Source organism: Falsihalocynthiibacter sp. S25ZX9, assembly GCF_041205405.1.
Lineage (GTDB): Bacteria > Pseudomonadota > Alphaproteobacteria > Rhodobacterales > Rhodobacteraceae > Falsihalocynthiibacter > Falsihalocynthiibacter arcticus.
In genome coordinates this window covers 37,740-62,959 of the sequence record NZ_JBGFCD010000014.1, presented here as the reverse complement: position 1 = coordinate 62,959, position 25,220 = coordinate 37,740, and the positions used below count along the sequence as shown (strand labels likewise).

The window sequence follows — 25,220 nt, the reverse complement described above, 5'->3', positions numbered from 1 at the left end:
TTTTGCCCGTCTTCGATTGCGCTTGGGGCTTTGGCCCAGCTTGCTAGATAACCTGCGGTTTGATGCAGGCAAACTCTATATGCAACAAGTCTAACAAATCGGTAACAGCTTGGTCCACCGCCCATATTCTTCGGGCGGTGGGTGAAGGTTTTCGCGCAACAGGCGGGTGGTTTAGAAGCAAGCCTCAAACAAGGCGCGCGTGTTTTTCGGCGTCATTTCCACGGGATTTCCCCCTGTCGATGGGTCGATCAGCGCTCCCTGAACAAGCTTGTCCATATCTGGATTTGTGATGCCCATTGCGGTCAGGTTCGCAGGGATTTTCAAGCCAGCATTAAGCGTTCCGACATAGTCGTAAAAGCCGTCAAAGCCACCCTCGATGCCAAGATAGCGTGCCGCCGCGTTGATGCGATCTTCAATCTCCACACGGTTCATGCGCAATACAGGTTGCATCACGACGGCGTTGGTTGTGCCGTGGTGCGTGTTGTACATCGCGCCGATTGGGTGGCTCAACGCGTGAATGGCGCCAAGTCCCTTTTGGAAAGCAGTTGCCCCCATCATCGCCGCCGACATCATATGCGCACGTGCCTCAAGGTCGTTTGGCTTGGTGAAAGCCGTCATGAGGTTTTCTTTCACCAAACGCATACCTTCGAGCGCAATGCCTTGGCTCATCGGGTGGTAGTGTGGTGACGAGAAAGCTTCGAGACAGTGCGCGAAAGCATCCATCCCTGTGCCTGCCGTGATGAACGCGGGCATGCCCGTTGTCAGCTCTGGATCGCAAATAACGATGGCGGGCAAGATTTTAGGGTGAAAAATGATCTTCTTTTCATGCGTCACGGAATTGGTGATCACCGAAGCGCGGCCGACTTCGGAGCCTGTGCCAGCAGTTGTGGGAACCGCGATGATCGGTGCGATTCCAGCGGGGTCGGCGCGGGTCCACCAATCGCCGATGTCTTCAAAATCCCAAAGGGGGCGGGTTTGGCCAGACATGAAGGCAATCACTTTGCCAAGGTCGAGGCCAGAGCCGCCGCCAAAGGCAATCACACCGTCGTGGCCACCGGCGCGATACACAGCGAGGCCCGCTTCCGCGTTTATTTCATTTGGGTTGGGATCAACATCGGAGAAAAGCCCGCGCCCAAGGCCAGCGGCCTCAAGTTGATCGAGGGCTGCCGTGGTGATCGGTAGGTTCGCGAGGCCCTTATCCGTAACGAGCAGGGGTTTTTTCATACCCGTCGCTTTGCAGGCATCCGCGAGTTCACTGCTGCGGCCAGCGCCGAATTTGATTGTGGTTGGGTAGGACCAATTGCCAGTTAAGTTCATGACATTTATGCCTTTTTAAAGTGGTAAGATTTTGGGCGTGTGAGGTTGTGATACCCAATGACCGAGAGGCCGCCGCCGCGACCAGTGTCTTTGCAACCTGTCCAGCAAAGTCCGGGATCAAGGTAATCCGCACGGTTCATAAACACAGTTCCGGTTTCGATTTGGTCGCCGATACGGGCCGCGCGATCAATGTCTTTAGTCCAAAGGCTTGCAGTTAGGCCAAAGTTGCTGTCGTTCATAAGGGCAATCGCCTCGGCATCGTCTTTGACCGACATAATGCCAACAACAGGGCCGAAGCTTTCGTCACGCATGACGCGCATATCGTGAGTCACATTGGTGAGGATTTGCGGCATGAGATAGGCGCCACCGTCGTCCTGTGGGAAAAGCGCGGGGTCGATCAATGCTGTTGCACCTGCGGCGATGGCTTCTTCAGTTTGCGCGCGGACTTCGGCGGCAAAACGGGTGTGGGCCATGGGGCCGAGGGTTGTGGTTTCTTCGAGTGGGTTGCCAAGTTTGTAAGCCGAAACAATCGCCACAGCTTTTTCGACAAAGGCGTCGTACAGGCTCTCGTGGACGTAAATCCGTTCGATCCCACAGCAGCACTGACCAGAGTTGAACATCGCCCCATCAATAAGCGTATCAACAGCCGCATCGAGGTCTGCGTCTTCCATAACATAGCCGGGGTCTTTGCCGCCAAGTTCAAGGCCGACACCGGTAAATGTCCCAGCCGCTGCACGTTCCATGGCTTGGCCACCGCCAACTGATCCCGTGAAATTCACAAAACCAAAACTCTTGGCTGCGATCAGGGCGCTGGTGGTTGCGTGGTCAAGGAATACGTTTTGGAACACGTCCGCAGGGATGCCCACGCTGTGGAAAGCGGCGGCCATACGTTCGCCCACAAGCAGGGTTTGGCTCGCGTGTTTGAGCAAGACGGCGTTGCCCGCGATGAGGGCGGGCGCGACCGTATTGATCGCGGTCATATAGGGGTAGTTCCATGGGGCCACGACCAAAACCACGCCATGTGGTACGCGTTTGATATAGCGTTTGAACTGGGCGTCTTCGCCAACTTCGATGTCCGCGAGGGCGTCTTCGGCAATCGTGGCCATGTAGCTTGCGCGTTCGTTAAAGCCGCCGAATTCACCGCCATAGCGCACGGGGCGACCCATTTGGTGGGCGATTTCAAGAACAATTTCGTCGTTCATCGCACCAACGGCGGCAACGCCAGCCATAACCAAGGCGCTGCGCTCACTCAGAGGGCGCGCGGCCCACTCGATTTGCGCAGCGCGGGCGCGCGCAACAGCGGCCTCTGCTTGAGATTGGGTCAGGACTGGGCGTTCGGCATAAAGCGACCCGTCGATGGGCGAGATACATTTCACTGTGTTTGTCATGTTTAGGCTCTTTCAAATCCGCGAGCGATTTCGTAATCGGTCACGATGCGGTCAAATTCTTCAATTTCCCACGTAGCACAGCGGGTGTAGTGATCTACAACGTCGTCGCCAAAGGCTTCTCGCAGCATCACAGAGTTCGTGAGTGTTTTGGCGGCGTCGCGCAGAGTTTGCGGGATCTCGGGGCCGTCGCTGTCTCCATATGTGTCGCCTTTGGCGGGGGCTGCAAGGGGAAGATTTTCCTCCATGCCCTTGATCCCCGCAGCAAGTTGACAGGCGAGCGCAAGGTAGGGATTTAGGTCGCTCCCACCGATGCGGCATTCCACGCGCACAGACTTGGAGCCTGCGCCACAAAGGCGGAAACCAGCGGTGCGATTGTCCACGGACCAGACGGATTTGGTGGGGGCGAACATACCTTTTTGGAAGCGTTTGTAGCTGTTGATATAGGGAGCGAGGAAGTAGGTTACGTCGGGCGCATATTTCAACAGGCCGCCCATGTAGGCACGCATCATATCAGACATGCCAAGCTCGGCATCGGGATCAAAAAACGCGTTCTTGCCATCTTTCCAAAGCGACTGATGCACATGCGAGGAGGAGCCAACGAGGTCGCGCGAAACCTTGGAAAGGAAGCTGACGGCGTGGCCCTTTTGCCAAGCGATTTCTTTGACCGCATGTTTGGCAATGGTGTGAAATTCGGCGCAATTCATAGCTTCGGAATACTTGATGTTGAGCTCTTCTTGGCCCGCCTCGGCCTCGCCTTTGGTGCTCTCAATCGGAATGCCCGCAGCGTAGAGATGGTTGCGAATAGGGCGCATCACATGCTCTTCTTTGGTGGTTTGCAGGATGTGGTAATCTTCGTTGTAGGCCGAGATCGGCGTCAAATCGCGGAAGCCGGATTTTGAAATTTCTTCAAAGCTTTTCTCAAACAAGAAGAACTCAAGCTCGGTGGCCATGATTGCCGTGAAGCCCATGTCCTGAAGGCGCGCGACCTGCTTTTTCAAAATGGCACGCGGGGAATGGGGAATGGGAATGTTATGGTGATCGAGCACGTCACAAAGTACCATGACGGTGCTGTCGAGCCACGGCATAGGGCGGATGGAGCTCAGATCGGGCTTCATCACATAGTCGCCATAGCCAGACTCCCAGCTGGTGGAGGCAAACCCATCGGGCGTGGCCATTTCGAGGTCAGTGGCGAGCAGGTAATTACAACAATGGGTCTCGTCATAGGCGGAGTCCACAAAGTGTTGTGCGAGAAAACGCTTGCCCATGAGACGGCCCTGCATGTCCACAAGACAAACCAGAACTGTATCAACTGTGCCAGCGGCGACAGCGGTTTTAAGAGCTTCAAAACTTAGCATTTTCGTATCCTTTGGGTGAGCAAGTGCGCCCCAGAACGGGGCGCACCGTATTTATTGACCTAACGGTATGGACGGCCAGCTTTGATCATATCTGCGTTGTATTGCTTGATGATATTGACAACCTTGGCTTTGGTCTCGCTTTCGGCAGCAATCTCATCCCAGAATTTAACGGCGGCATCTTCAACAACAGCCCATTCTTCGTCAGGGATTGTTGTCAGTTCCATTTTCGGACCGTTGACACGGAGCGCAGCTTCGCCACCCCAATACCACCACTGACGGTAATAGTGCGATTGGTCGGTACAAACTTTGAGCAGTTCTTGCAAGTGCTCAGGAAGCTCATTGTAGCGATCCATATTGGCAAAGAACGAACCCGCCCAAGCGCCGGAAATGTTGTTGGTGAGGAAATAGTTGGTCACGTCGGCCCAACCCACAGTGTAATCCTCGGTGATGCCGGACCATGCGATGCCGTCAAGCTCGCCCGTTTGCATCGCAACTTCGATGTCCTCCCAAGGAAGCGTTACGGGAATGACGCCGAATTGTGTGAGGAAACGACCCGCAGTTGGGAAGGTAAAGATGCGTTTGCCTTCGAGGTCTTTGAGCGAAGTGATAGGCTCTTTTGTCGCGAAGTGGCAGGGATCCCATGCGCCAGCAGAGATGTGTTTTACGCCAACTTTGGAGTATTCTTCGTCCCAGATTTCGTTCAGGCCGTATTGGTTGAACAGAACTGGCACGTCGAGCGAGTAGCGACTTGCCATGGGGAAGTAGCCGCCGAATACAGTGACTTCGGTTGGGGACGCCATGGAGTCGTCGTCGGATTGAACCGCGTCGATTGTGCCTTTTTGCATCGCACGGAAAAGTTCGCCCGTTGGGACAAGTTGGTCCGCGTAGAACAGTTCGATTTCCATCTCGTCGCCAGCAATTTTATTGAAGCTGTTGATGGCCGGGGTGATCACATGCTCGGCCAATGCAGGGCCAGCATAAGTTTGCATCCGCCATTTGATTTTGCTTTGGGCGATAGCTGGGGCCGCGAGGGTTGCGCCAACTGCGCCAACCCCTGCGGTGGTGAGAAACTTGCGTCTTGTTGTCATGGTCGTCTCCTTGTTGAGGTTTTATAGGGTTTGCCCCATTCGGGGTCGTTGAAATTATTTGCCGTAAACGTAATTTGGAAGCCACAAAGCGATCTGTGGGAAAAGCATAATCAAGGTCAGCGCCAACAGCATCACCAACACAAACGGCAGGATTGAGCCGTAGATGTCCTTAAGGGTGATTTCCGGTGGAGCCATGGCCCGCATCAGGAACAGATTATAGCCAAAAGGCGGCGTCATATAAGCAATTTGTGTCGTGATTGTGTAAAGGACACCATACCAAATCAGGTCAAACCCAAGGACTTGCACCAAGGGCACATACAGGGGTGCCACAATCACAAGCATCGCAGTATCGTCAAGAAAAGTCCCCATAATAAGGAACGAAAGCTGCATCAGGATCAGGATCATCCAAGGATTTAAGCCAAGTTGATCGGTGAATAGACTGTCGATAGCCTTCACCGCGCCAAGTCCATCAAACACCGCGCCAAAGCCGAGTGCGGCGAGGATAATCCACATGAACATACAGGAGATCAGCAACGTGTTGCGCACGGAGTTCTCGAAAACTTCAGAGTTCATCCGCCCCTTAAGGACCGCCGCCAAAAAGGCCGTCATTGCGCCAATCGCAGAACTTTCCACAAGGCTTGTCCAGCCATTTACAAAGGGAACCATCATCGCAAAAAAGATGATGAGGGGGAGGAGGCCCGAGAACAGAAGGCGGTTCTTTTCTTTGAGAAAAACGTCCTTATAGAAAAGAGGTATGCTGCGGGTCACATAGGCGAGCCCACCAACTGCCAGCGCGAGCACAAGGATGGTTTTGGCCGTAACAGACTCTGCTTGCAGAAGGAAGGGGAGCATCAAAAAGGCGGCGATGATTACAAAATTGATCCGCAAAGGATGTTCCGAGACGCGGTCATATTCGGCCAAGTCTTCGGGCTTCATCGCGGGTCCAAGCTCTGGATTCAGTTTGCAGCGGATCACGATATAAAGAATGAACATAGCGGCCATCATCAAGCCCGGAACCACTCCGGCAAGCCATAGCTGCCCGACGGGTTGGCGCGCAATCATCGCATAAAGCACAAGCACGACCGAAGGCGGTACAAGAATTCCTAGCGAACTCCCCGCTTGAATAACCCCCGTCACCATCCTCTTGTCATACCCACGCCGCAGAAGTTCAGGTAGGGCAATCGTCGCCCCAATCGCCATCCCCGCCACCGAAAGGCCGTTCATAGCCGAAACCAAAACCATCAAGCCGATCGTGCCAATAGCGAGCCCGCCGTTTAGTGGCCCCATCCAAACGTGGAACATTTTATAGAGGTCGTCGGCAATTTTACTTTCCGACAGGACATAGCCCATGAAAATAAACATCGGTAACGTGAGTAGGGGGTACCATTTCATCAGCTTCATCGCGCTGGAGAATGGAATATCACTACCGCCAGTACCCCAAAGGGTTAGGGCGGCAACCGCCGCGACGCCGCCGATCGCGCCAAACACCCGTTGGCCGGTCATCATCATTAGCATCATGGTGGCAAACATGAAGATTGCGATCATTTCGTAGGACATTAGAGGCGTACTCCCTTGAGGGTCGCAATATCTTTGAGGAGTTCGGAAATCGCCTGCAAAAGCATCAAGAAAATCCCAATGCACATCGTGATTTTGATCGGCCACATGTACGGACGCCAAGCGGTGGGCGAGCGCTCGCCGTATTTGAAGGAATAAGCGGTGCTGTCATAGGCACCATAAAGCAAGACACCAAGATAGAAGATGAGGAATAGCACCGTGAAAACGTCAAACCACGCTTTTTTCCGTGTCGACCATTCGCCATAAAACAAATCCATCCGCACATTCGCGCCCTCTTGTATCGAATACGGCCCGCCAAGCATGTAATAGGCGACCATGGCAAATTGAGCGATTTCGAGTGTCCAAAGCGAGGGATTGAAGGCGATTTTAGAGACCGACGACCACATCAGGATCGCGATCATTACGAAAATCCCATACATTGTGATGCGCCCTAGGCGACGATTGAAGCCGTCAACGATGCGGACGTAAACACGGATAAATGGGATCATTCTGTCGACCCCTGAGGAGTTGAAACACCAATTTCATTGAGAGACTTCCGCAAAATCCGTAAAAGCATGTGCGCAATTTCCTGTCGTTGTTCCGGCGACTCTAAAAGATCGTTTCTGATTTCAAGCATAACATTCGCAACACCATTTTCAACGCCGTGAACTTTGAGCGTGTGGGTCACCCCATGTTCTGGGCCGTAGGGTTCGTTGCGCAGGGTCAAAAGGGTTGTTTCTTGGGGGGCGTTCTTGAGCATCGCGTCGGCAAGACGGCTGTCGGAATCGTGCAAAAAACCCAATTCAACGGCGCGGGGGGTGCCGTGATAAATAGGGGTGAAACTGTGGACCGTTACGATGGCTTCAATGCCTGTGGCCATCATCTCAGTGAGGGCGGCGAAAAATGGTACGTAGTAGTTTTTTGTACGCGCAGCGCGCTGGGCCTCGGTCAGGGCAAGATTCCCAGGAACATCAAACTGTTCGCTTTTGGCGGGCATCGCATCGAGCGCTTCAGGTGGGCGGTTGCAATCGTAAACAAGCCGCGAAACACCTGAAGCAACGAGTGGGGCGTTGAGGCCAAGAGCCAACATCTGCGCAACGTCAAAAGCGCCCGGATCCCACGCTGCGTGACTTTCGCGCGCGACATCCGTCAGCCCCAAGCCGTCAAATTCCGTTGGAATAAACCGCGACGCGTGTTCGCAAACAATTGCGATGGGCGTCGCGCCTTCGCGGTTTACGAATACGGCCGGTTTCCCCTCGATGTCTTCTAGTCTTAACATTCACCCACCCAAATCAACGCTTCCAAAGATGGCGCTTTGAAAGTATTGTTTCAGAACACATCACTCTGTCAACTCTTTTACGAAAGCATTTCCTTCACGAAAACGCATTCCCTTGGTATACGCATAAAAAAGGGGCCTATTTTGACCAGTACACCAGAGACTATATCCGATATTCTGCGTGCCAGCTTCGCAAACCTGACCCGCGCGGAACGCCAACTTGCGGATTCGCTCCTGCAAAACTATCCCATGTCAGGTCTTGGCTCGATCACGATGGTCGCTCACGACGCGGAGGTTTCGACGCCAACGGTCGTACGGATGGTACAGAAGCTTGGCTTCTCGGGGTTCCCTGAATTTCAACGTGCACTACGCGGCGAGTTGCAAGCGCAGATTTCTGACCCGATAGAAAAACACGATACATGGGCGGGGCGTGCGCCCACCGAGCATATTCTCAATCGTTTCACCGATGCGGTTATGGGGAATATCCGCCAGACCTTGGGGCAAATTGAAACGACGGAATTTGACGAAGCTTGCGACCTTTTGGCGGATATGGATCGCGGAATTTACGTTGTGGGCGGTCGTATTACACGCGCTTTGGCGGACTACTTTTTCCTTCACATGCAGGTTCTACGTCCGAATGTGACCCATATTCAATCGATATCAAACGCATGGCCGCACTACCTTCTTGAGGTTAAAGAAGGTGATGTCGTGGTGATTTTCGACGTGCGGCGCTATGAAAACTCGACGCTTAAACTCGCGGAACTTGCCGCCGAGAAGGGCGCGAAAATCATTTTGTTCACCGATCAATGGCAGTCGCCAATTGAGAAAATCGCGACCCATACCTTTAGCTGTCGGATTATCGTGCCGTCTGCTTGGGACAGTGCAATTGTGCCCATGCTCTTGTTGGAAACGGTGGTGGCGTCAGTGCAAGAGCGCACGTGGGATACCACGCGGCCACGGATGGAGGCGCTCGAAGATATGTTCGACCGCACCCGATTTTTTCGGAAGTTTACCTAGGATCTAGAAGTCTACTTCGACGCCGGGAAGTTTAAGGACTTTGACCAACTCGCGCAGCTCTTGACGGGCCGCGACGTTAGAGATGTTCATCTGGCCTTTGACACCGATATCTCGCAGGTCGAGTAGCGTGAGGCCCTTGGGGAACAACTCGCGGAAAATGACCCGCTCGCCGAAACCGTTCGCGGTACGAAAGCCAATGCGCTTGGAAAGATCTTCCATCGCTTGGCCCATTTTTATCTTGTTGTGCATGTTTTGCGCGGCAAGACGGTTCCGCACAACGATCCAGTCAATCGGAGGCAGGCCTGCTTGGGCACGCAACTGACGCGCATTCCAGACCATTTCCGAATAGACGGACGGGCCGAGGATTTTGTTTGTTTCGGGGTCCACACGGGCCAAAAGATCGAAATCCACAAAGCTATCGTTGAGCGGGCTAACCAATGTGTCGGCAAGCGAGTGCGCGACTTGGGACAGGCGAGTATGGCTTCCCGGACAGTCAATAAGAATGAAATCGCAGGTTGGCTCCAAGGTCGCGACGGCTGCTGACAGGCGGTGGTCATAGATATTTTCACCGGGTTCGAGAGCGGTGGAGTCGATTTCGGGAAGGTCTTGGTAATCAGGGCAGGCGAGCGTGAGATCATGCTTTTCTGCATAGGCTTTGCGGTTTTCGATATACCGACCAAAACTTTTTTGACGCAAATCCAGATCAAGCGCCCCAACCGAATGCCCCATGCGAACCAGCGCCGTTGCCAGATGCATCGAAGTTGTCGATTTGCCTGAACCGCCTTTTTCATTCCCCACAACGATAATATGCGCCAAATCTTTTCCCCTTCAAAGTCCTGCCAGTAGCCCCAGCTAATGGGGACACTATATGTTGTGATTTTCCTTATGGGAAGCCATCGCAGGCGGCAAGAGAATATGAAAGATTGTCGGCATTGGATTGGAATTATGCTCGCCAGAATTCGCTGTAGGCGTATAGTTCCTTCACGAGTATTTTACGGGAGAGAATTATGACGGAAAGTAATGATATGACAGGTTTGGCGCGCACCGCATTGGATCATTTGAAACAAGGGGAGCTTGCTTTGGGTTCGCATTGGGAAGCTGCGCATGAAATCTGTCAGGCCTATGAGGACGTCCAGATTATGAACCGCATTCATGCTTTGTGTCACCGCATAGAGGGCGACATCCCAAATGCGGGATATTGGGATCGTATGGGCGGGCAGGAAACGCCGACAGGGACTTTGACCGACGAGTGGAACGGTCTTAACCAATTTCTTGCAGAAGCTTAGGCCGTCAGAAATGCGCACAAAAAAACCCGACTGCAAAACAGCCGGGTTTTTTGATAAATATCGTGGACAGCTTAGAAGCCAAGACCAGCGTATTTGTTTTTGAACTTGGAAACACGTCCGCCAGCATCCAAAAGACGCGAGCTGCCGCCATTCCATGCGGGGTGCACGGAGGGATCGATTTCCAAGGAAAGCTGGTCGCCCTCTTTGCCGTATGTCGAACGCATAGGAACGATTGTACCGTCTGTCATCTTGACGTTGATGAAGTGGTAGTCGGGGTGAATATCTTTTTTCATGGCCCTTTTCCTTACGCTTCTTTTTTGGGTTTATAGTTAGTAACTTCGGCGATACGTGCGGATTTACCACGACGTTCACGCAGATAGTACAATTTGGCGCGACGGACTTTACCGCGGCGAACCACGGTGATGCTGTCGATGTTTGTGGAGTGCAGTGGGAATACGCGCTCTACACCTTCACCAAAAGAAATTTTGCGAACTGTGAACGAACCAGCAATGCCGGAACCGTTTTTACGGGCGATACAAACGCCTTCGTAGTTCTGTACACGAGAGCGCGTGCCCTCGGTTACCTTGTAACCAACGCGGATAGTGTCACCCGCTTTGAAATCTGGAATGTCTTTTGCAAGGTTTGCGACTTGCTCAGCTTCCAATTGTGCAATCAGGTTCATCTGATTTACTCCATAAATGCTCGCGGTTTTTTCCACGAAGTTTGTGCGGTCTAAGTGCTCTTGGTCATTCACCGGGTCCCGAAAAATCAGCCCGCCAGAGATAAGATCGTCATTCCTTTGAGAGGTAGCCCACAAGCGGTTGATGCACATAACACCCAAACAGAAGAATGTTTGGTTTGACGCGCCCCGCGTTAGGGATAGCCCTTAGTACCTGAAACAAGAACCCAAACAGAATCATCCACCCAGTTTTCTCATCTCAAGTCTGCGCGGTATAGGCGCAAAAAGGCCTAGGGGCAAGCCCCAAGCGACCACAAAGTTGCCTGCGAAGACCTAAGGAAAGCCCCGTTAAATAAGGGACAAAATTGCCATGCAGCACAGGATGACGATCATTGCCCAGCTAAAGACATAAACCCCTGTTCGGATGCCTTGCGTCGGCTTTCCCACGTTTCTCAAGTAGATCAGCGCGTAAACGATGCGGCCCAAAAGGAAGAGGACCATCAATAGATTGACCCACCAACTTGGGGCGCCAACGAGTATGCATGAAAACAATGCAATCGCTGCGGGGGCCAAGTTCTCCACGCCGTTTTGATGCGAACGATCGAGGCGATACAACGCGGTCTCATAGTCGGCTTTGGGTGAACTTCCGGGTGTGAGCGCGGCCGATGCTTTGGCGGCCCCCACCATTGCGCCTTGAACCAAAACAATTAGAACAAACACGAGGAGCGATAGTATCGCGGTCGAATAGGCGGCTACAAATTCCATTTGAGTTCTCCCTAAATGAGTTTCTGTGTTTCAATAGGGGAAGGAAAGCCTAGGCATGTCAAGGTCTTCCACGCTTAGGGCGCCCGTCATTTAGGCCGTTTCTGGTAGGCTTCCCATAGGTCTGGACGCCGTTCTTGTGTAATTTTTTCCGACTGCTCGTGGCGCCATTTTTCAACTTTCGCGTGGTTGCCAGAGGTGAGGATCGCTGGGATTTCATGGCCTTCCCAAATCGCAGGACGCGTGTATTGCGCGTGTTCTAGCAGGCCGTTTGAAAAGCTCTCTTCTTCGGTCGACACGTGATTTCCAAGGACATCCGGCAGCAACCGCACCGTGGCGTCAATCATGGCTTGGGCGGCAATTTCACCACCGGTTAAAACGAAATCCCCAAGGCTCACCTCTTCGATTTCATAATGCTCCAAAACACGTTCATCCACGCCCTCAAACCGTCCACACAGGATGGTCATTCCCTCGGCTTGTGCGAATTTCTGGGCCATCGCTTGCGTAAGCGGCTTGCCCCGTGGTGACATATAAATAACAGGCCAGCGCGCGCGATCTTTTGGTGCGCCGTGTGTCGCATGTTCTAGCGCTTTGCCAACCACATCGGCCCGCAATACCATCCCCGCACCCCCTCCTGACGGCGTGTCATCGACGTTTTTGTGCCGTCCGTCGCCATAGCTACGCAAGTCGATGGTCTCCAGCGCCCAAAGCCCCTCCTTTAAGGCCTTCCCCGTCAAAGATGCACCCAATATCCCCGGAAAAACTTCCGGAAAAAGCGTGACGATCTTGGCGGTCCACGCACCCTTTAGGCGGGGGGTGTCCGTCATCAATTCGCGTGGTTTCAGGGACGTGCTTATAGACAAACGGCCGTGGGACTTTGTGGCGAGGGCTCTTTTCATTGGTGGGATTGTCATGAAATATCTCTTGTTTTTAGCGTGTTGCCTGTGTTTTCGCGCCGTGCAGGTGAAAGTTTTGCACGGAGACTGTCCTGCATCCAGAGCAAATCAAGGAGTGCTTTTGCGGGGCCGCGATGGCAGCGTCGGACAATTGGTCGCGACTGCAATAGAATATTTGGTCCCCAAACAGGGCTGAGATTCGCTCAAAATAGGCCAGAAGCGACGTGGCTCCAGTTTTGTAAAACCCTGCGTGAATGATGATCCTAGTCGTCATCAGGAAACACGCCCTCGGGCGGGTCAACAATCAAGCGGCCAGACGCCAGATCGACGGTCGGAACCACCGCATGTGTAAAGGGCATAAGGACGGTGGCCTTCAGATTTGGGCCCGCAATTTCAAGAATGTCGCTGGCGCCGTGGTTGACAACCTTCTGGACTTTACCAAGGAGGGCTCCGCCGGTATCCAAAACATCTAACCCAATGAGATCACTGTGATAAAACTCATCATCCGGCAAGCTTGGAAGAACGTCACGATCTACATAAAGCAGTGTGTTTGTGAGCGCATCAGCCTGTTCTTTGGTGAAGATACCCTCGACGCGGGCGGAAAATCCGTTCTTTACAGCGCGGGTTATGCCAACAATATATTCGATCTCGCCATCTTCAGAAGAGAGCAAGCCATAAGTCTCGATGGCGGCGGGATCCGCGCAATAACTCTTGAGGCGCACTTCGCCCTGAACGCCGTAGGAACCCGCAAAGGCACCCACACAAATTTTGTCTTTGGACACTGCGGTCTCCTAACGGGTTTCGACGGTCAAATGAGGAGCTCTTTGTTCCCATCCAGCGCGTTCAAGTTCGGGGCTATCCATATCATCTTCGGGCCAACCCATGCACAGAAAAGCGACGAGTCGCCAGTCTTTTGGCACGTCTAGTTCGGCGCAAAGTTTTGGGGCGTCAAGGATGGATACCCAACCTACGCCAAGACCATGCGCGCGGGCAAGAAGCCACATTTGCGTAACGGCCGAAACAACCGAATATCGGCGCATTTCCGGCATGGTTTGTGCGCCCAGACCTGCGCCTTTTTCGGTGCTCTCGTCGCAGAAAATAGCCAGTTGAACAGGGGCGTCTTTCATGCCGGAAAGTTTGAGGTTTGCATAGAGTTTTGCGCGGTCACCGACCTGACCCTCAAGGGCTTTTTTGTTTTCAATTTCAAAGTTTTGCAAAGCGGCAGCGCGGGCTTGGGCGCTGTGTACTTTTATGATCCGCCAAGGTTCGGACAATCCCACCGAGGGGGCGAGCGAAAAGCTGGCGAGGCAGAGGTCGACTAACGCGGGATCGACGGGGTCTGTGCGGAAGCGGCGCACATCGCGCCGCCACCGAAAAAGTTGGCCCAAGTCTTGCCGAAACTCGTCTGAAAACTCGGGCATGATTTTGACCTAACTATTTGATTACTCGGCAGATACTTCTTCTGCTGGTGCAGCGGCAGCTTCGGCTGCTGTTACTGCTTTAGCGGCTTTTTCTTCGGCGCGTTCTGTGGCTTTTTTGCCTGGGATTGCGCGCTTAGGGTTGCTGCGTGTTTTTGCTTCAAGAACGCCAGCGGCTTCGAGGAAACGTGCTACGCGGTCAGAAGGTTGCGCGCCTTGGTCAAGCCAATGTTTTACGCGCTCAAGGTCGAGCTGTACGCGCTCTTCGCTGTCTTTTGCGAGAAGGGGGTTATATGTGCCCAATTTCTCGATGAAGCGGCCATCGCGTGGCATACGGCTGTCTGCTGCGACAACACGGTAGAAAGGGCGTTTTTTGCTGCCGCCACGGGCAAGGCGAATTTTCATAGCCATAGTAGTAGTCTCCTAAGTTTTATTTGTTTCCAGCATCTTATGTCTGGGGTTGTTTGATTATTCAGTATGTTTTTTGTGATGTTGAATCACTTCTTGAATGATGAAATTCAAGAAATTCTTAGCGAATTCGGGGTCCAGACCTGCTTCTTTTGCGAGATCTTCGAGGCGGGCAATTTGCGCCGCTTCACGGGTAGGATCGGAGGGCGGGAGCGCGTGTTCGGCCTTGAGGGCGCCCACGGCTTGGGTGTGTTTAAACCGCTCGCCCAGAGTATAAACAAGGATGGCATCGAGGCGGTCGATGCTCTCGCGATGCGACTTTAGAACCTCGGCGGCGCGGGTGATATTATCGGTCATTTGACCCCCCAAAACAGCGATGAGTTTGCCATATGAATTGCATATGTTTTGCATATGATTTTTTTCACGCGTAGGCCTCCACAGAACCGTCGGTATCGTCGACTGCAGCCAACTTATAACGAAAGACCAAACAGGTTTCGTTTTGGGGCTTTGTTGCTTTGTTGTCGATACGCGCGCCGAGCTTGGCGGCGAGTAGAATGGAGCGTCCGTTTTCGGGGTCGATGTAGCTGACCAGCGAGGTCAGGGGAAGGTTGGCAACGGCCCAGTTGCGCACGGCGATCGCGGCTTCGGCGGCATAACCTTTGCGGCTGTGGCCCTCAAACAACATCCAGCCCAATTCAACTTCGGGGAAATGCTTGGGTTGGTTCACGGAGATTTGGCCGATCATCGTGCCATCGGGCAGGGTGATGGCCCAGCCGCCCATGCCCAAAAGCTCCCACGCGCCGACGTCGGCGGCGAAGCCTTGCCACAGACGGGCGTCGGAAATCGGCGCCCCGACGAATTTTGCGAGGTCCGTGTCAAAAAACGCGCGCAACGGTTCGAAGTCTGCGAGGATATGTCCCCGCAAAACGAGCCGTGCAGTTTTTATGACGGGCGCTTTGTTCATTTACTTCTTTTTCCCAAAACCGGAAAGGCCCATGGGCAAGCCACCCGGCGCACCAAGACCCGGAAGTTTGCCGCCCATTTGCTTGGCCGCCGCTTCCAGCGCTTTTGGATCCATTTGACCCATGGCTTGCGAGGGGTCCATGCCCTCGGGCATACCGCCTTTGCCAAACATGCCTTTCATCGCCTGTTTGAGCATGCCGCCCTTGCCCATCTTCTTCATCATGTCGCCCATTTGGCGCTGCATTTTGAGAAGTTTGTTCAAGTCGGAGACTTCAAGACCCGCACCCTTGGCGATGCGCTTTTTGCGCGACGCTTGCAGGAGGGCAGGGTTGGCGCGCTCTTTTTTGGTCATCGATTGGATCAGCGCAATTTGCCGCGTGAGGACTTTGTCGTCCATACCAGCGCCTTGTGCCTGTTTGGCCATTTTGCCCATGCCCGGCATCATCCCCATGATACCTTCCATGCCACCCATCTTGATCATTTGCTCAAGTTGGGATTTGAGATCGTTCATGTTGAATTGGCCCTTTTGGAACCGTTTCATCATGCGTTCGGCCTGTGCGGCCTCGATGGTTTCTTGGGCCTTTTCAACGAGGGCGACGATATCGCCCATCCCCAAAATGCGGCCCGCGATACGGTCAGGCTCGAAGGTATCGAGCGCGTCCATTTTCTCGCCGAGGCCGACAAAGCGGATCGGTTTGCCCGTGACGGCCCGCATAGAGAGAGCAGCACCACCGCGACCGTCGCCGTCCATACGGGTGAGGACAACGCCCGTGATGCCGACTTTGGCGTCGAATTCTTCGGCAACTTCGACCGCAACTTGGCCTGTGAGGCCGTCAACGACGAGGAGCGTTTCGCGCGGGTTGACCGCGTTGCGCACGTCTTCGACTTCTTGCATCAAGGTTTCGTCGATGTGCAAGCGGCCCGCGGTATCGAGCATATAGACGTCGTAGCCGCCAAGGGTGGCTTGTTGTTTTGCGCGTTTGGCGATTTGAACAGCGGATTCGCCGGCCACGATGGGCAGGGTATCAACGCCAATTTGGGTGCCAAGGATCGCAAGCTGTTGTTGCGCCGCAGGACGGTAAATATCGAGCGAGGCCATCAGCACGCGTTTGCCGTTTTTCTCGGTCAGGCGTTTTGCGAGTTTACCGGTGGTGGTGGTCTTACCGGAGCCTTGCAGACCGACCATCAGGATCGGGGCAGGGGCGTTATCAATTTTGAGCGCACCCGGATCGCCTTCGCCCGTGAGGACATGAACGAGTTCGTCGTGGACGATTTTGACGACTTGCTGACCGGGGGTGATGGATTTGGTAACCGCTTGGCCAGTGGCTTTGTCTTGGATAGCCTTAACGAAATCGCGGGCAACGGGCAGGGAAACGTCGGCCTCAAGCAGGGCGACGCGCACTTCGCGCAGAGCTGTTTTGACGTCATCCTCAGAGAGGGCGCCTTGTTTTGTGAGCCGATCAAAGACGCCACCAAGACGTTCAGATAGGTTTTCAAACATTATCGCGGCTCCTTCGCCATTACCATTTGCCCATAAGATATGCTGGGCGCGACCAATTGTAAGGTAGCGAACTACCAAACCACAACGACACCCGTGGGCGCAACGCGCTGACGGATGGCGATCCCTACTAAAGCGGGGACCGAAGGCGTGGAACCCTCGGGATATGGTGCGCGTTTATGGGGTCAGGGGAAGAGAGTCAAGAGAGGGAAGGCCCCAGTGGTTGGGGCCCTCCGGATTTTTGCTTAAGCGGCGATTTTGGTCAATTCGGTTTTTGCCGTGGTGATGGCGGCCTCGGTGCCACCAGACGCGCCAACCAAGGTCACGTTGGTAATGCCGATGAAGTTAAAGACTTGGCGCGCGTGGGCCGAGAAGAAATCAACGGGGGAGCCAAGAGCCACGCCGCCCGAAGAGACAATGATCGTGACGGGTTTGTCGTCGAGCAGGCCAACGGGGCCAGTTTCGGTATATTTGAACGTGACGCCAGCGCGCGCGATTTGGTCGACCCATGCTTTGAACGCCGCAGGGGCGGAGAAGTTATAGAGTGGGGTGGTCAGGACGATTTCATCGGCGGCAATCAGTTCCGCGACAAGTTCGTCGGACAATGCGAGCGTTGCTTTTTGCGCGGTGGTGCGGGCTTCTGGCGGGGTGAAGGTGGCACCGACCCATGTTTCGTTGATCTGTGGGATGCCTTGGGCAAGGTCACGGGTTGTGACGGTTGCGTTTGGTTTTTGGGCGATAAAGTCGTCGCCAAGGTCGCGAGAGACTGAACCTTGGTAACGGGCAGAGGCGTCAATGCGCAGAATGTTATGGGTCATTTCAGGAGCCTTTCAGGCGGAAGTGTTTCTGTTGACCCAACATTTATGCATTGCGGGAATGAACACAACTCGCATATATCAACACTAAATGTGTGAATACGCACGGATTGACGGAGAGGGTATTATGTCCAACTGGGATGAGATTAGAACGGCCTATCATGTCGCGCGTGTTGGGACGGTGAGCGGGGCCGCCGAGGTCTTGGGAGTGCACCATGCAACGGTCATTCGCCATATTGATGCGCTGGAAGAGAGCCTGCAAACCAAGTTGTTCCAACGCCATGCGCGTGGCTATACGCCGACCGAAGCGGGGCAGGAACTGCTGCGGGTGGCGCGGATTACCGACGATCAATTCACCCAGATGACAGGGCGCATTCGGGGGCAGGGCGAGGAGGTGAGCGGCGAGTTGGTCATCACCAGTCTGCCCTCAATGGCGCGGTATTTGGCGCCGGTATTGGCGGAGTTTCAACGTTTGCATCCCAGCGTTATTGTGCGATTTCTGACGGGCGAGCGGCTGTTTCGGCTTGAATACGGCGAGGCACATGTGGCGATCCGCACGGGAAATCCACCCCAAGAGGCGGACAATGTGGTGCAGAAATTCCGTCCGACACTGATCGGGCTGTATGCGCATAAAAGCTATGTTGCACGCAACGGTCAGTTGCAAGGCGAAGGTGATCTGCCCAACCATATTTTCGTTGGCGTCGATACCGCACACGCCCGCGCACCCTTTTTTAGCTGGCTGGATCAGCGTGTCTCGCGCGATCGGATCCGGTTTCGCTTTAATAACGCGGATGATGGGACGGCGGCGATCGAGGCGGGGGCTGGCTTGGGGTTTATGACCGAGAGCATGGCCAAAAAGAATCCGGATTTGATCGAGCAATTGCCGCCGCGCGACGAATGGGCCGCGCCCAATTGGATCGTGACCCATGTGGACCTACATCGTACGCCCAAGGTGCAAGCTTTTCTGACGTTCCTTAAGCAAGCGATGAAAGATTTGCCGGATGAGTGAGGCGGCTCTCGGGGGGGAAGGCCTTCCCCTACGGCGACGCGAAATGGCGGGTCACGCGGCGATGCTGTTGTTTTCTGTTATCGTTGCGGGGTCGTTTAGCTTGGGGGGGATGGTGGCGAATGATATCGCGCCTGCTGCCCTGAACTTGCTGAGGTTTTGGATCGCGGCGCTGGTGTTGCTGGTGGTAATTCTGTGGTTTGAACCTGCGCCATTGCGGGCGCTAAAGGCGGCGGCCAAGGCTCCGTGGCGCTATGCGGTCACGGGCGGGTTAATCGGCTCTTATATGATACTGATGTTTGAGGGGCTGAAAACGGCCCCTCCGATTTCAACGGCGGCAGTGTTTACGCTGACACCGCTTATTACGGCGGGGTTCGCGTTTTTGGTACTGCGGCAAGTACTGCCCTTACGGGTGTTTTGGGTGCTGATCCTTGGCGGAATTGGCGCGCTTTGGGTGGTGTTTCGGGCAGATGTGGGCGCGTTGATGCGGTTTGAGGTGGCGCGCGGCGAGCTGATCTTTTTCATCGGAGCTTGCGCCCATGCTCTCTATATACCGCTGCTGCGCAAATTTAACCGTGGCGAGAGCGGCGTTGTTTTTGTGATGTATGCCCTTGTTGCAGGGAGCCTGTTGATGCTGGTTGTCGGCGGGCGCGAGATTTTGGCGACGGATTGGGCACAGCTGCCGCCACTTGTTTGGTTTACGATTTTTTACACGGCGGTTTTTGCGACGGCGGGGAGCCTAAGCCTGATCCATTTTGGCTCGATGCGCCTGTCGGGGGCCAAGGTGATGGCCTATACCTATCTTGTGCCAAGTTGGGTGATCTTGCTGGAAATCTTGCTCGGACATGGCGCGCCAAGTGGGGCGAGTTTGGTCGGGGTTGCTCTGACGGTGGGGGCGCTGCTGCTCTTGCTCCGGCAGGATTAAGCCAGTTTGTTTTCCGCGAGGAAACTTTCGAACGCGTCCAAATTGATCGCCTCAAATTGGCCAAAGCTTTGCATCCAGACCGAGGCCTCTTTGAGGGCGTCAGGCTCGAGTTTGCACCATTTCACTCGTCCGCGCTTTTCCTGAGAGATCAGCCCCGCGCGGGACAGGATGGCGAGATGTTTGGAAATCGCCGCCAGCGACATCTCGAAGGGTTCGGCCACATCGGTCACGGCCATATCGTCCTCAAGCAACATCGCAAGGATGACGCGGCGGGTTGGATCGGAGAGGGCGGAAAAGGCGAGGTCGAGAGCTGCTGTCATAGCGTAGAGATAGCGTGGGTTGTATGAAACCTCAACCTTTTGGTTAAGCGTTTGACGCCTAATAGGAAGGCCGATTGCGCGAAACACGGGGCGCGGGATGTTCGTCAACCGAATGGTTGAATATCGAAATCCTGTGGAAATGGTCCCGGTTTCAAGGGGGACGCGGCACGGCGAATCTTGGGTGATGTAAATTATCGTTATGTTTCAGATAGTTGCGCGGCAAATTTTCTTGAAAATGCTGCATTGACTCGGAGGGGGAGTGTTTCTAGGTTGCCGCGAAGACTTAGGGGCCAGTTTGATGACTGATATGCAGGATCCAAACAAGCTGAAGGCGTTGGACGACAAAATCGCCCGGCTCAAAAAGAGCCACGCGCCGGAACCTAAGAAAGACGAGCACTATTCCTTAGCCAATCATGCATGGCGGATGGTGATCGAGTTGGTGGCCGGTCTTGGGATCGGCTTTGGCATCGGATACGGGTTGGATGTTCTGTTTGGGACGCTGCCGATATTCTTGGTGCTGTTTACATTTCTGGGGTTTGCCGCGGGGGTCAAGACGATGATCAAAACGGCGAGCGAACTTCAGTCCGAACAAATTGCCGCACAAGCGGCGAAGGAAAACGAGGCGGCCAAGGCTGCTGAAACGACGAAGGACTAAACATGGCGGAACAAGCCCCAAAAACAGGCTCCTCTAACGGGAAATTTGCTTTGTACGGCGCACTTGCGCTGATGGTTCTGGCGATTCTTTTCTTGCAACCAGAAGTAAGAGAATTGGCAATCCACCCGATGGACCAGTTTAACATCCTACCGTTGTTTGGCGGTCATGGGGGCGAACTTCACTGGTACACGCCGACAAACGCGACGCTTTGGATGATGATTACCGTTGCGGTGATCGTTCTTCTGCTGGTGTTTGGCTCAAGTGGTCGTGCCGTCGTGCCATCGCGCACCCAAAGCATCGGCGAGATGATTTACGGTTTCGTTTACAAAATGGTCGAAGACGTTGCGGGCAAGGATGCGCTGAAATTCTTCCCCTATATCATGACGTTGTTCCTGTTTATCATGGTGTCCAATGTCATGGGTTTGATCCCGTTGTCCTTTACCTCCACATCGCACATCGCGGTCACAGCGATCCTCGCGCTGCTGGTGTTCTTTACGGTGACCATCGTTGGTTTCGTGAAGCACGGGTTTGGCTTTTTGGGTCTGTTCTGGGTCGCTTCTGCGCCACTGGCATTACGTCCAGTCCTCGCCATCATCGAGATTATCTCTTACTTCGTGCGCCCCGTTTCCCACTCCATTCGTTTGGCGGGTAACGTTATGGCGGGCCACGCCGTTATCAAAGTTTTCGCAGGGTTTGCCGGCGCGCTGGGCGTATTTGCCTTCATGCCGATCCTTGCCATCACGGCAGTTTATGCCCTCGAAGTTCTCGTGGCCTTCATTCAGGCCTACGTTTTCACCATTCTGACTTGCGTGTACTTGAAAGACGCGCTGCATCCGTCGCACTAAGCGGATCAAGTTTGAACTCTCTCACCTCAATTTAATAGATACCCACCGTAAGGAGAAATATCATGGAAGTACTCGCAGCAGCAGCACTTGGCAAATTCATCGGCGCAGGCCTCGCAGCAATCGGTTCCGGCGCAGCCGCTATCGGTGTTGGCCACGTCGCAGGCAACTTCCTTGCCGGCGCACTTCGCAACCCATCCGCAGCCGCAGGTCAAACTGCGACTCTCTTCATCGGCATCGCGTTTGCTGAGGCTCTTGGGATCTTCTCGTTCCTCGTAGCTCTCTTGCTTATGTTTGCTGTTTAAGTCTCACGGACCATCCTTACGTGCGGGGGGGCGCTTTGGCGCTCTCTCGTTGTAAACAAGGTTCCTGGAGGACGACATGGCAAATGACGCACAAAGCGGCACAACCGAAGCCGCACACGAAATAGCGAAACTCGCGAAAGAGCACGCCATTGGAGAGGCCGCACACGTGCCTGAATCCGCTGGTATGCCGCAACTCGATTTTTCGACGTTCCCAAACCAGATTTTCTGGCTGGCCGTCACACTGGTTGTGATCTACCTCGTTTTGACAAAGGTTGCCTTGCCTCGCATCGCAACAGTTTTGGCCGAACGTCAGGGCACAATCACCGGTGACATCGCCGCAGCAGAAGAGCTCAAAGCCAAAGCACATGAAGCGGAAGAAGCCTATCTTAAGGCCCTTGCCAACGCCCGTGCCGAAGCAGCGCGCATCGCCGCCGAGACAAAAGCCGAAGTTCAGGTTGATCTGGATCTCGCGATTGCCAAAGCGGATGCTGAGATCGCGGTCCAAACCGCCGAAAGCGCAAAGGCCATTGCGGCCATTCGTGACGGCGCAAAAGACAGCGTGATTACGGTTGCTAAAGATACGGCAAAAGAGATCGTTTCGGCCTTTGGCACCAAAGCCGATGCTGCAACACTCAAAGCTGCGGTTACCGCACGGATGAAAGGGTAATACGATGAAACATCTCGCTTTCCTCCTTGCTTTCACAGCAACGCCTGCTCTGGCTGCATCTGGTCCGTTTTTCTCTCTGGCCAACACAAACTTCGTTGTCCTGCTGGCCTTTATCCTTTTCATCGCGGTTTTGTTGAAGTTCAACGTTCCCGCCATGTTGACGGGCCAGTTGGATGCACGCGCCGAAGGGATCAAAAAGGATCTCGACGAAGCTCGTGCCCTACGCGACGAAGCCCGCGGCCTTTTGGCGGATTACGAACGCAAGCAAAAAGAAGTTCAAACGCAAGCTGACGGTATTGTTGCTGCGGCCAAAGAAGAGGCACGTGTTGTCGCTGAAGTGGCTAAAGCGGACCTGCAGACTTCGATTGAACGTCGTATTGCTGGTGCAAAAGATCAAATCGCTTCGGCCCAAGCCGCAGCCATCAGAGAAGTGCGCGACACAGCCATTACGGTTGCGATTGGCGCGGCCCGTGATGTTATCGCGGCAAACACCTCTGCGGCGGACGGTAACAAGCTGATTGAAGATGCGATCAAAGAAGTTGGCGCAAAACTGCACTAATTTCGAACGCTTAAGACTTTATAAAAACCCGGCCCCTGTGGCCGGGCTTTTTGTTTTAAAGCCGCTATTCTTTGCCGTAATAGCCATCGTAACGATAGCCGGTGTGTTTGCTTTCATCGTGGTTCAAAAGCGTGACGACGGGGGTGCCAGGGCGCAAGCTCGCGGTGAGTTGGCCAAAGGCCGCACGCAGGTCGCGCTGTTCGGTCACGCCAAACCGCACACAATCTACCACCACATCCGCATGGGGCGCGATATAGCGCGCGTCCACCACAGGCAGCAGCGGGGATGTGTCTAGAATGATGATATCCATCGCCATTTTGGCGGTTTCCAGCAGGTTTTTAAACGTGTCGGACTGAAGAAGCTGGTCGGTTGGCACATCAGCGCGGTCCCGACCCAAAATCACACCAAGGTTGGATTTCGGGTCGGATGTGTAAAACTCAGAGCCATCCGCGACGGTCCTGTCGCCGCTGAGAAACTCCTGCAAACTGGTGTCAGGTTTAAGGTCAAGGTATTTATGCTGGGAGGGCTTGCGCAGATCGGCGTCAATCAACAGGGTCGATTTTCCCGCAGCGGCGTAAGTGCGGGCGAGGCCAAGGGCGACCGTGCTTTTGCCTTCAGCGGGAATGGAGGAGGTAACCATAATAACGGTGCATGTAGGCGGCGTTTGCGGGGCGGTCTGGGCGCGCAAACTCTGGTCGATTGCGCTGCGCAGAAGACGCAGAGATTCGGCATAAACCGAAAGCGGCGCATCAAGGACGTAATCGGCGATAGAGCTTTGATCCGGCGCGAGATCCATGCGCGGAACGGCGGTCGCAACGGGCACGGGTAGGACATTGGCGAGTTGGGTCGTGGAGGAAATGCCGCCAACGTAATACTCGCTGAGAAAGGCCAATCCAACACCAAGCACCAGCGCAATTATCACCGCCAGCACAAGGATCAGGTTCTTGTTAGGAAAACTCGCGCGTGAGGGCGCAAGGGCGGCGGACACGATGCGGGTATCGGCCACATGTACCAGCGCTTGGGCCTGTAGTTCAGCGGCGCGTGACAGGAGGGTTGTATAATGGCGCTGCGCGATGTCGGCCTCTTGTTGCAGTTGATAAATTTGGGCGAGGGTGGTGGGTGACAGATCGCCTGACAGAACGGTTGTGCGCAGAGTTCTGCGTTGATCCCGTTGCACCATTTCCAACTGTGTGGCGTCGAGTCTGAGGTCGGAAACCGCCATGGATGTGCGGGTTTCTAGGTTTTTCTCAAGGGCGGTGAGCCGTCCCCGCAGGTCGATTGCATCAGGGGTGCTGGCATCGGATTGGCCCAATTTTTGCGAAAGGTCAGCCCGTTGTTGCGTGAGGTCTTTGAGGGCCTCGTCGCCCAAAGTCTGGGCCAACGTGTTCCAATCGCGCACCTCAAATGCCGCCTGCGCCTGAGTGGCGCGCACCTCGGCATCAAGGTGAAAAGCGTTGGTTTCCTGCAATTGCGCGCGCAAAGAATGTAGGGAGGCGTTGCCGCTCTCTTGGGTCAGACGGAAAAGATTTGCGTCGATATAGCGGTCAAACGCGCCCTCGGTTTGCGCCAAAACATCGCGGGCCGAGGCAATTTGCCCCTGTAGAATATCGCGGGCGGCGAGGGTTGCGTTTACCTTGGATTGCACTTGGAGGTTGATATAGGTTTGCGACAAGGAATTAGCCAATTCAGCGGCGTGGTGGCGATCTTGAGAGGTGGCGGTGACAGAAATTAGGTAGGTTTGCCCCATGCGACGGATCGTCGTGGATCTATCGAATTTCTCCAGAACACGGTTCACCAAATCCGGCCCCGTTGGCGGCTTGTTGGCGGCAATTCCGAGAAGTGTTTTGGCGCGCTCAGTTAAGCCCAGCTGGAACTTATAGAGAGGATGATCCACGAGTTGGGAACGCTCGATCGTCGCAAGCGCAACCGTATTTGACTTGAGGATCAGGACTTCGCTTTCGATGCGCGCATTGTCTCTGGAACCCGGGGAGGCATAGCTTTCGTTGGGCGCGAGCAGGTTTTTCTGGTCGGTGTCCACAAACAGCCACGCGGTCGCCGAGTACAGGGGGGTGACGTAAAAAAGGTAGATCAAGGCCGCGCCAAGGACGAGCGCCATCGACAGGCCAATCAGGCGGATTTTTCGGCGCAAGAGGTTCCAAATTTCGCGAAGATCAAAGGCGCAGGCGGATCCAGATTTCATATTTGCTGCTTTCCGTGTGGT

30 protein-coding genes are annotated in these 25,220 nt (G+C 54.4%); 9 read left to right on the top strand and 21 right to left on the bottom strand.

Features of this window, described 5'->3' with window-relative positions; all coding sequences use genetic code 11:
• Positions 1–171: 171 nt before the first annotated feature.
• Genes AB9F29_RS15660 through AB9F29_RS15630 form a run of 7 tightly spaced genes read right to left on the bottom strand, consistent with a single transcriptional unit; the run spans position 172 to position 7,981 of the window.
• Complete coding sequence (locus AB9F29_RS15660; protein WP_369756357.1) at positions 172–1,317, bottom strand: iron-containing alcohol dehydrogenase; 1,146 nt, start codon at positions 1,315–1,317, stop codon at positions 172–174.
• Positions 1,318–1,322: 5 nt separating this feature from the next.
• On the bottom strand, positions 1,323–2,705 hold the full coding sequence (locus tag AB9F29_RS15655) for an aldehyde dehydrogenase family protein (RefSeq protein ID WP_369756356.1): 1,383 nt from the start codon (positions 2,703–2,705) through the stop codon (positions 1,323–1,325).
• A gap of 2 nt (positions 2,706–2,707) precedes the next feature.
• Positions 2,708–4,060: a glutamine synthetase family protein gene (locus tag AB9F29_RS15650; RefSeq protein ID WP_369756355.1), complete on the bottom strand. Its 1,353-nt coding sequence runs from the start codon at positions 4,058–4,060 to the stop codon at positions 2,708–2,710.
• A gap of 59 nt (positions 4,061–4,119) precedes the next feature.
• Complete coding sequence (locus tag AB9F29_RS15645; protein ID WP_039001605.1) at positions 4,120–5,148, bottom strand: twin-arginine translocation signal domain-containing protein; 1,029 nt, start codon at positions 5,146–5,148, stop codon at positions 4,120–4,122.
• Positions 5,149–5,202: 54 nt separating this feature from the next.
• A complete protein-coding gene (locus AB9F29_RS15640) occupies positions 5,203–6,705 on the bottom strand; it encodes a TRAP transporter large permease subunit (RefSeq protein ID WP_335586024.1) in 1,503 nt (500 codons plus the stop codon).
• Positions 6,705–7,211 (bottom strand): TRAP transporter small permease subunit, encoded by a 507-nt coding sequence (locus AB9F29_RS15635; protein ID WP_039001607.1) that lies wholly within the window; start codon positions 7,209–7,211, stop codon positions 6,705–6,707. The genes AB9F29_RS15640 and AB9F29_RS15635 overlap by 1 nt, the downstream gene beginning before the upstream one ends.
• The gene (locus AB9F29_RS15630; RefSeq protein ID WP_369756354.1) at positions 7,208–7,981 is read right to left on the bottom strand and encodes an N-formylglutamate amidohydrolase; all 774 of its coding nucleotides are present in this window, start codon (positions 7,979–7,981) and stop codon (positions 7,208–7,210) included. Before AB9F29_RS15630 ends, AB9F29_RS15635 begins: the two co-directional genes overlap by 4 nt.
• A 141-nt stretch (positions 7,982–8,122) precedes the next feature.
• Here AB9F29_RS15630 and AB9F29_RS15625 point away from each other — a divergent pair, with 141 nt between their 5' ends.
• Complete coding sequence (locus AB9F29_RS15625) at positions 8,123–8,995, top strand: MurR/RpiR family transcriptional regulator (RefSeq protein WP_039001658.1); 873 nt, start codon at positions 8,123–8,125, stop codon at positions 8,993–8,995.
• Between the two features lie 3 nt (positions 8,996–8,998).
• Here the strand turns inward: AB9F29_RS15625 and AB9F29_RS15620 are convergent, their stop codons facing one another.
• Entirely contained in the window at positions 8,999–9,811 is an 813-nt protein-coding gene (locus AB9F29_RS15620; protein ID WP_039001609.1) for a division plane positioning ATPase MipZ, read from the bottom strand.
• 191 nt (positions 9,812–10,002) lie between these two features.
• Here AB9F29_RS15620 and AB9F29_RS15615 point away from each other — a divergent pair, with 191 nt between their 5' ends.
• The gene (locus AB9F29_RS15615; protein ID WP_369756353.1) at positions 10,003–10,281 is read left to right on the top strand and encodes a hypothetical protein; all 279 of its coding nucleotides are present in this window, start codon (positions 10,003–10,005) and stop codon (positions 10,279–10,281) included.
• Between the two features lie 71 nt (positions 10,282–10,352).
• On the opposite strand, the gene rpmE is transcribed toward AB9F29_RS15615, so the two are convergent.
• The 11 genes from rpmE to AB9F29_RS15560 all read right to left on the bottom strand — a co-directional run bounded on the left by rpmE (position 10,353) and on the right by AB9F29_RS15560 (position 17,723).
• Positions 10,353–10,574 carry a 50S ribosomal protein L31 gene (gene rpmE / locus AB9F29_RS15610; RefSeq protein ID WP_039001611.1) on the bottom strand — a complete coding sequence of 74 codons (222 nt, stop codon included), beginning with the start codon at positions 10,572–10,574 and terminating at the stop codon, positions 10,353–10,355.
• 11 nt (positions 10,575–10,585) lie between these two features.
• On the bottom strand, positions 10,586–10,963 hold the full coding sequence (gene rplS / locus AB9F29_RS15605) for a 50S ribosomal protein L19 (RefSeq protein WP_039001659.1): 378 nt from the start codon (positions 10,961–10,963) through the stop codon (positions 10,586–10,588).
• Between the two features lie 345 nt (positions 10,964–11,308).
• Positions 11,309–11,725, bottom strand: coding sequence for an MAPEG family protein (locus tag AB9F29_RS15600; protein WP_369756352.1), 417 nt, complete (start codon positions 11,723–11,725; stop codon positions 11,309–11,311).
• Between the two features lie 86 nt (positions 11,726–11,811).
• On the bottom strand, positions 11,812–12,636 hold the full coding sequence (gene trmD, locus AB9F29_RS15595; RefSeq protein ID WP_369756351.1) for a tRNA (guanosine(37)-N1)-methyltransferase TrmD: 825 nt from the start codon (positions 12,634–12,636) through the stop codon (positions 11,812–11,814).
• Positions 12,637–12,881: 245 nt separating this feature from the next.
• The gene (gene rimM / locus AB9F29_RS15590) at positions 12,882–13,400 is read right to left on the bottom strand and encodes a ribosome maturation factor RimM (protein ID WP_335586030.1); all 519 of its coding nucleotides are present in this window, start codon (positions 13,398–13,400) and stop codon (positions 12,882–12,884) included.
• Positions 13,401–13,409: 9 nt separating this feature from the next.
• Positions 13,410–14,039 (bottom strand): 5,6-dimethylbenzimidazole synthase, encoded by a 630-nt coding sequence (gene bluB, locus AB9F29_RS15585; RefSeq protein WP_335586031.1) that lies wholly within the window; start codon positions 14,037–14,039, stop codon positions 13,410–13,412.
• A 21-nt stretch (positions 14,040–14,060) separates the two neighbouring features.
• The gene (gene rpsP, locus AB9F29_RS15580; RefSeq protein WP_335586032.1) at positions 14,061–14,447 is read right to left on the bottom strand and encodes a 30S ribosomal protein S16; all 387 of its coding nucleotides are present in this window, start codon (positions 14,445–14,447) and stop codon (positions 14,061–14,063) included.
• Positions 14,448–14,504: 57 nt separating this feature from the next.
• Positions 14,505–14,801 (bottom strand): chorismate mutase, encoded by a 297-nt coding sequence (locus tag AB9F29_RS15575; RefSeq protein ID WP_335586033.1) that lies wholly within the window; start codon positions 14,799–14,801, stop codon positions 14,505–14,507.
• 64 nt (positions 14,802–14,865) lie between these two features.
• Entirely contained in the window at positions 14,866–15,408 is a 543-nt protein-coding gene (locus AB9F29_RS15570) for a GNAT family N-acetyltransferase (protein ID WP_369756350.1), read from the bottom strand.
• The gene (gene ffh, locus AB9F29_RS15565) at positions 15,409–16,908 is read right to left on the bottom strand and encodes a signal recognition particle protein (protein WP_039001619.1); all 1,500 of its coding nucleotides are present in this window, start codon (positions 16,906–16,908) and stop codon (positions 15,409–15,411) included.
• Positions 16,909–17,150: 242 nt separating this feature from the next.
• Positions 17,151–17,723 (bottom strand): NAD(P)H-dependent oxidoreductase, encoded by a 573-nt coding sequence (locus AB9F29_RS15560; RefSeq protein WP_335586996.1) that lies wholly within the window; start codon positions 17,721–17,723, stop codon positions 17,151–17,153.
• Between the two features lie 124 nt (positions 17,724–17,847).
• Here AB9F29_RS15560 and AB9F29_RS15555 point away from each other — a divergent pair, with 124 nt between their 5' ends.
• Both AB9F29_RS15555 and AB9F29_RS15550 read left to right on the top strand, forming a co-directional pair.
• Complete coding sequence (locus AB9F29_RS15555) at positions 17,848–18,729, top strand: LysR family transcriptional regulator (RefSeq protein ID WP_369756349.1); 882 nt, start codon at positions 17,848–17,850, stop codon at positions 18,727–18,729.
• The gene (locus AB9F29_RS15550) at positions 18,722–19,651 is read left to right on the top strand and encodes a DMT family transporter (RefSeq protein WP_369756348.1); all 930 of its coding nucleotides are present in this window, start codon (positions 18,722–18,724) and stop codon (positions 19,649–19,651) included. Before AB9F29_RS15555 ends, AB9F29_RS15550 begins: the two co-directional genes overlap by 8 nt.
• Here AB9F29_RS15550 and AB9F29_RS15545 read toward each other — a convergent pair.
• Complete coding sequence (locus tag AB9F29_RS15545; protein WP_335586993.1) at positions 19,648–19,971, bottom strand: metalloregulator ArsR/SmtB family transcription factor; 324 nt, start codon at positions 19,969–19,971, stop codon at positions 19,648–19,650. The two genes, AB9F29_RS15550 and AB9F29_RS15545, sit on opposite strands and share 4 nt — an antisense overlap.
• A gap of 298 nt (positions 19,972–20,269) precedes the next feature.
• Here AB9F29_RS15545 and AB9F29_RS15540 point away from each other — a divergent pair, with 298 nt between their 5' ends.
• The 5 genes from AB9F29_RS15540 to AB9F29_RS15520 all read left to right on the top strand — a co-directional run bounded on the left by AB9F29_RS15540 (position 20,270) and on the right by AB9F29_RS15520 (position 22,999).
• On the top strand, positions 20,270–20,626 hold the full coding sequence (locus tag AB9F29_RS15540; RefSeq protein WP_039001623.1) for an AtpZ/AtpI family protein: 357 nt from the start codon (positions 20,270–20,272) through the stop codon (positions 20,624–20,626).
• A gap of 71 nt (positions 20,627–20,697) precedes the next feature.
• The gene (locus AB9F29_RS15535; protein WP_335586998.1) at positions 20,698–21,471 is read left to right on the top strand and encodes a F0F1 ATP synthase subunit A; all 774 of its coding nucleotides are present in this window, start codon (positions 20,698–20,700) and stop codon (positions 21,469–21,471) included.
• Positions 21,472–21,533: 62 nt separating this feature from the next.
• Positions 21,534–21,773, top strand: a complete 240-nt coding sequence (locus AB9F29_RS15530) for a F0F1 ATP synthase subunit C (RefSeq protein WP_039001624.1) — start codon at positions 21,534–21,536, stop codon at positions 21,771–21,773.
• A gap of 76 nt (positions 21,774–21,849) precedes the next feature.
• Complete coding sequence (locus AB9F29_RS15525) at positions 21,850–22,440, top strand: F0F1 ATP synthase subunit B' (RefSeq protein WP_082802184.1); 591 nt, start codon at positions 21,850–21,852, stop codon at positions 22,438–22,440.
• 4 nt (positions 22,441–22,444) lie between these two features.
• Positions 22,445–22,999, top strand: a complete 555-nt coding sequence (locus AB9F29_RS15520) for a F0F1 ATP synthase subunit B (protein WP_039001625.1) — start codon at positions 22,445–22,447, stop codon at positions 22,997–22,999.
• A 64-nt stretch (positions 23,000–23,063) separates the two neighbouring features.
• Here the strand turns inward: AB9F29_RS15520 and AB9F29_RS15515 are convergent, their stop codons facing one another.
• Complete coding sequence (locus tag AB9F29_RS15515) at positions 23,064–25,199, bottom strand: GumC family protein (RefSeq protein WP_369756347.1); 2,136 nt, start codon at positions 25,197–25,199, stop codon at positions 23,064–23,066.
• Positions 25,200–25,220 lie beyond the last annotated feature (21 nt).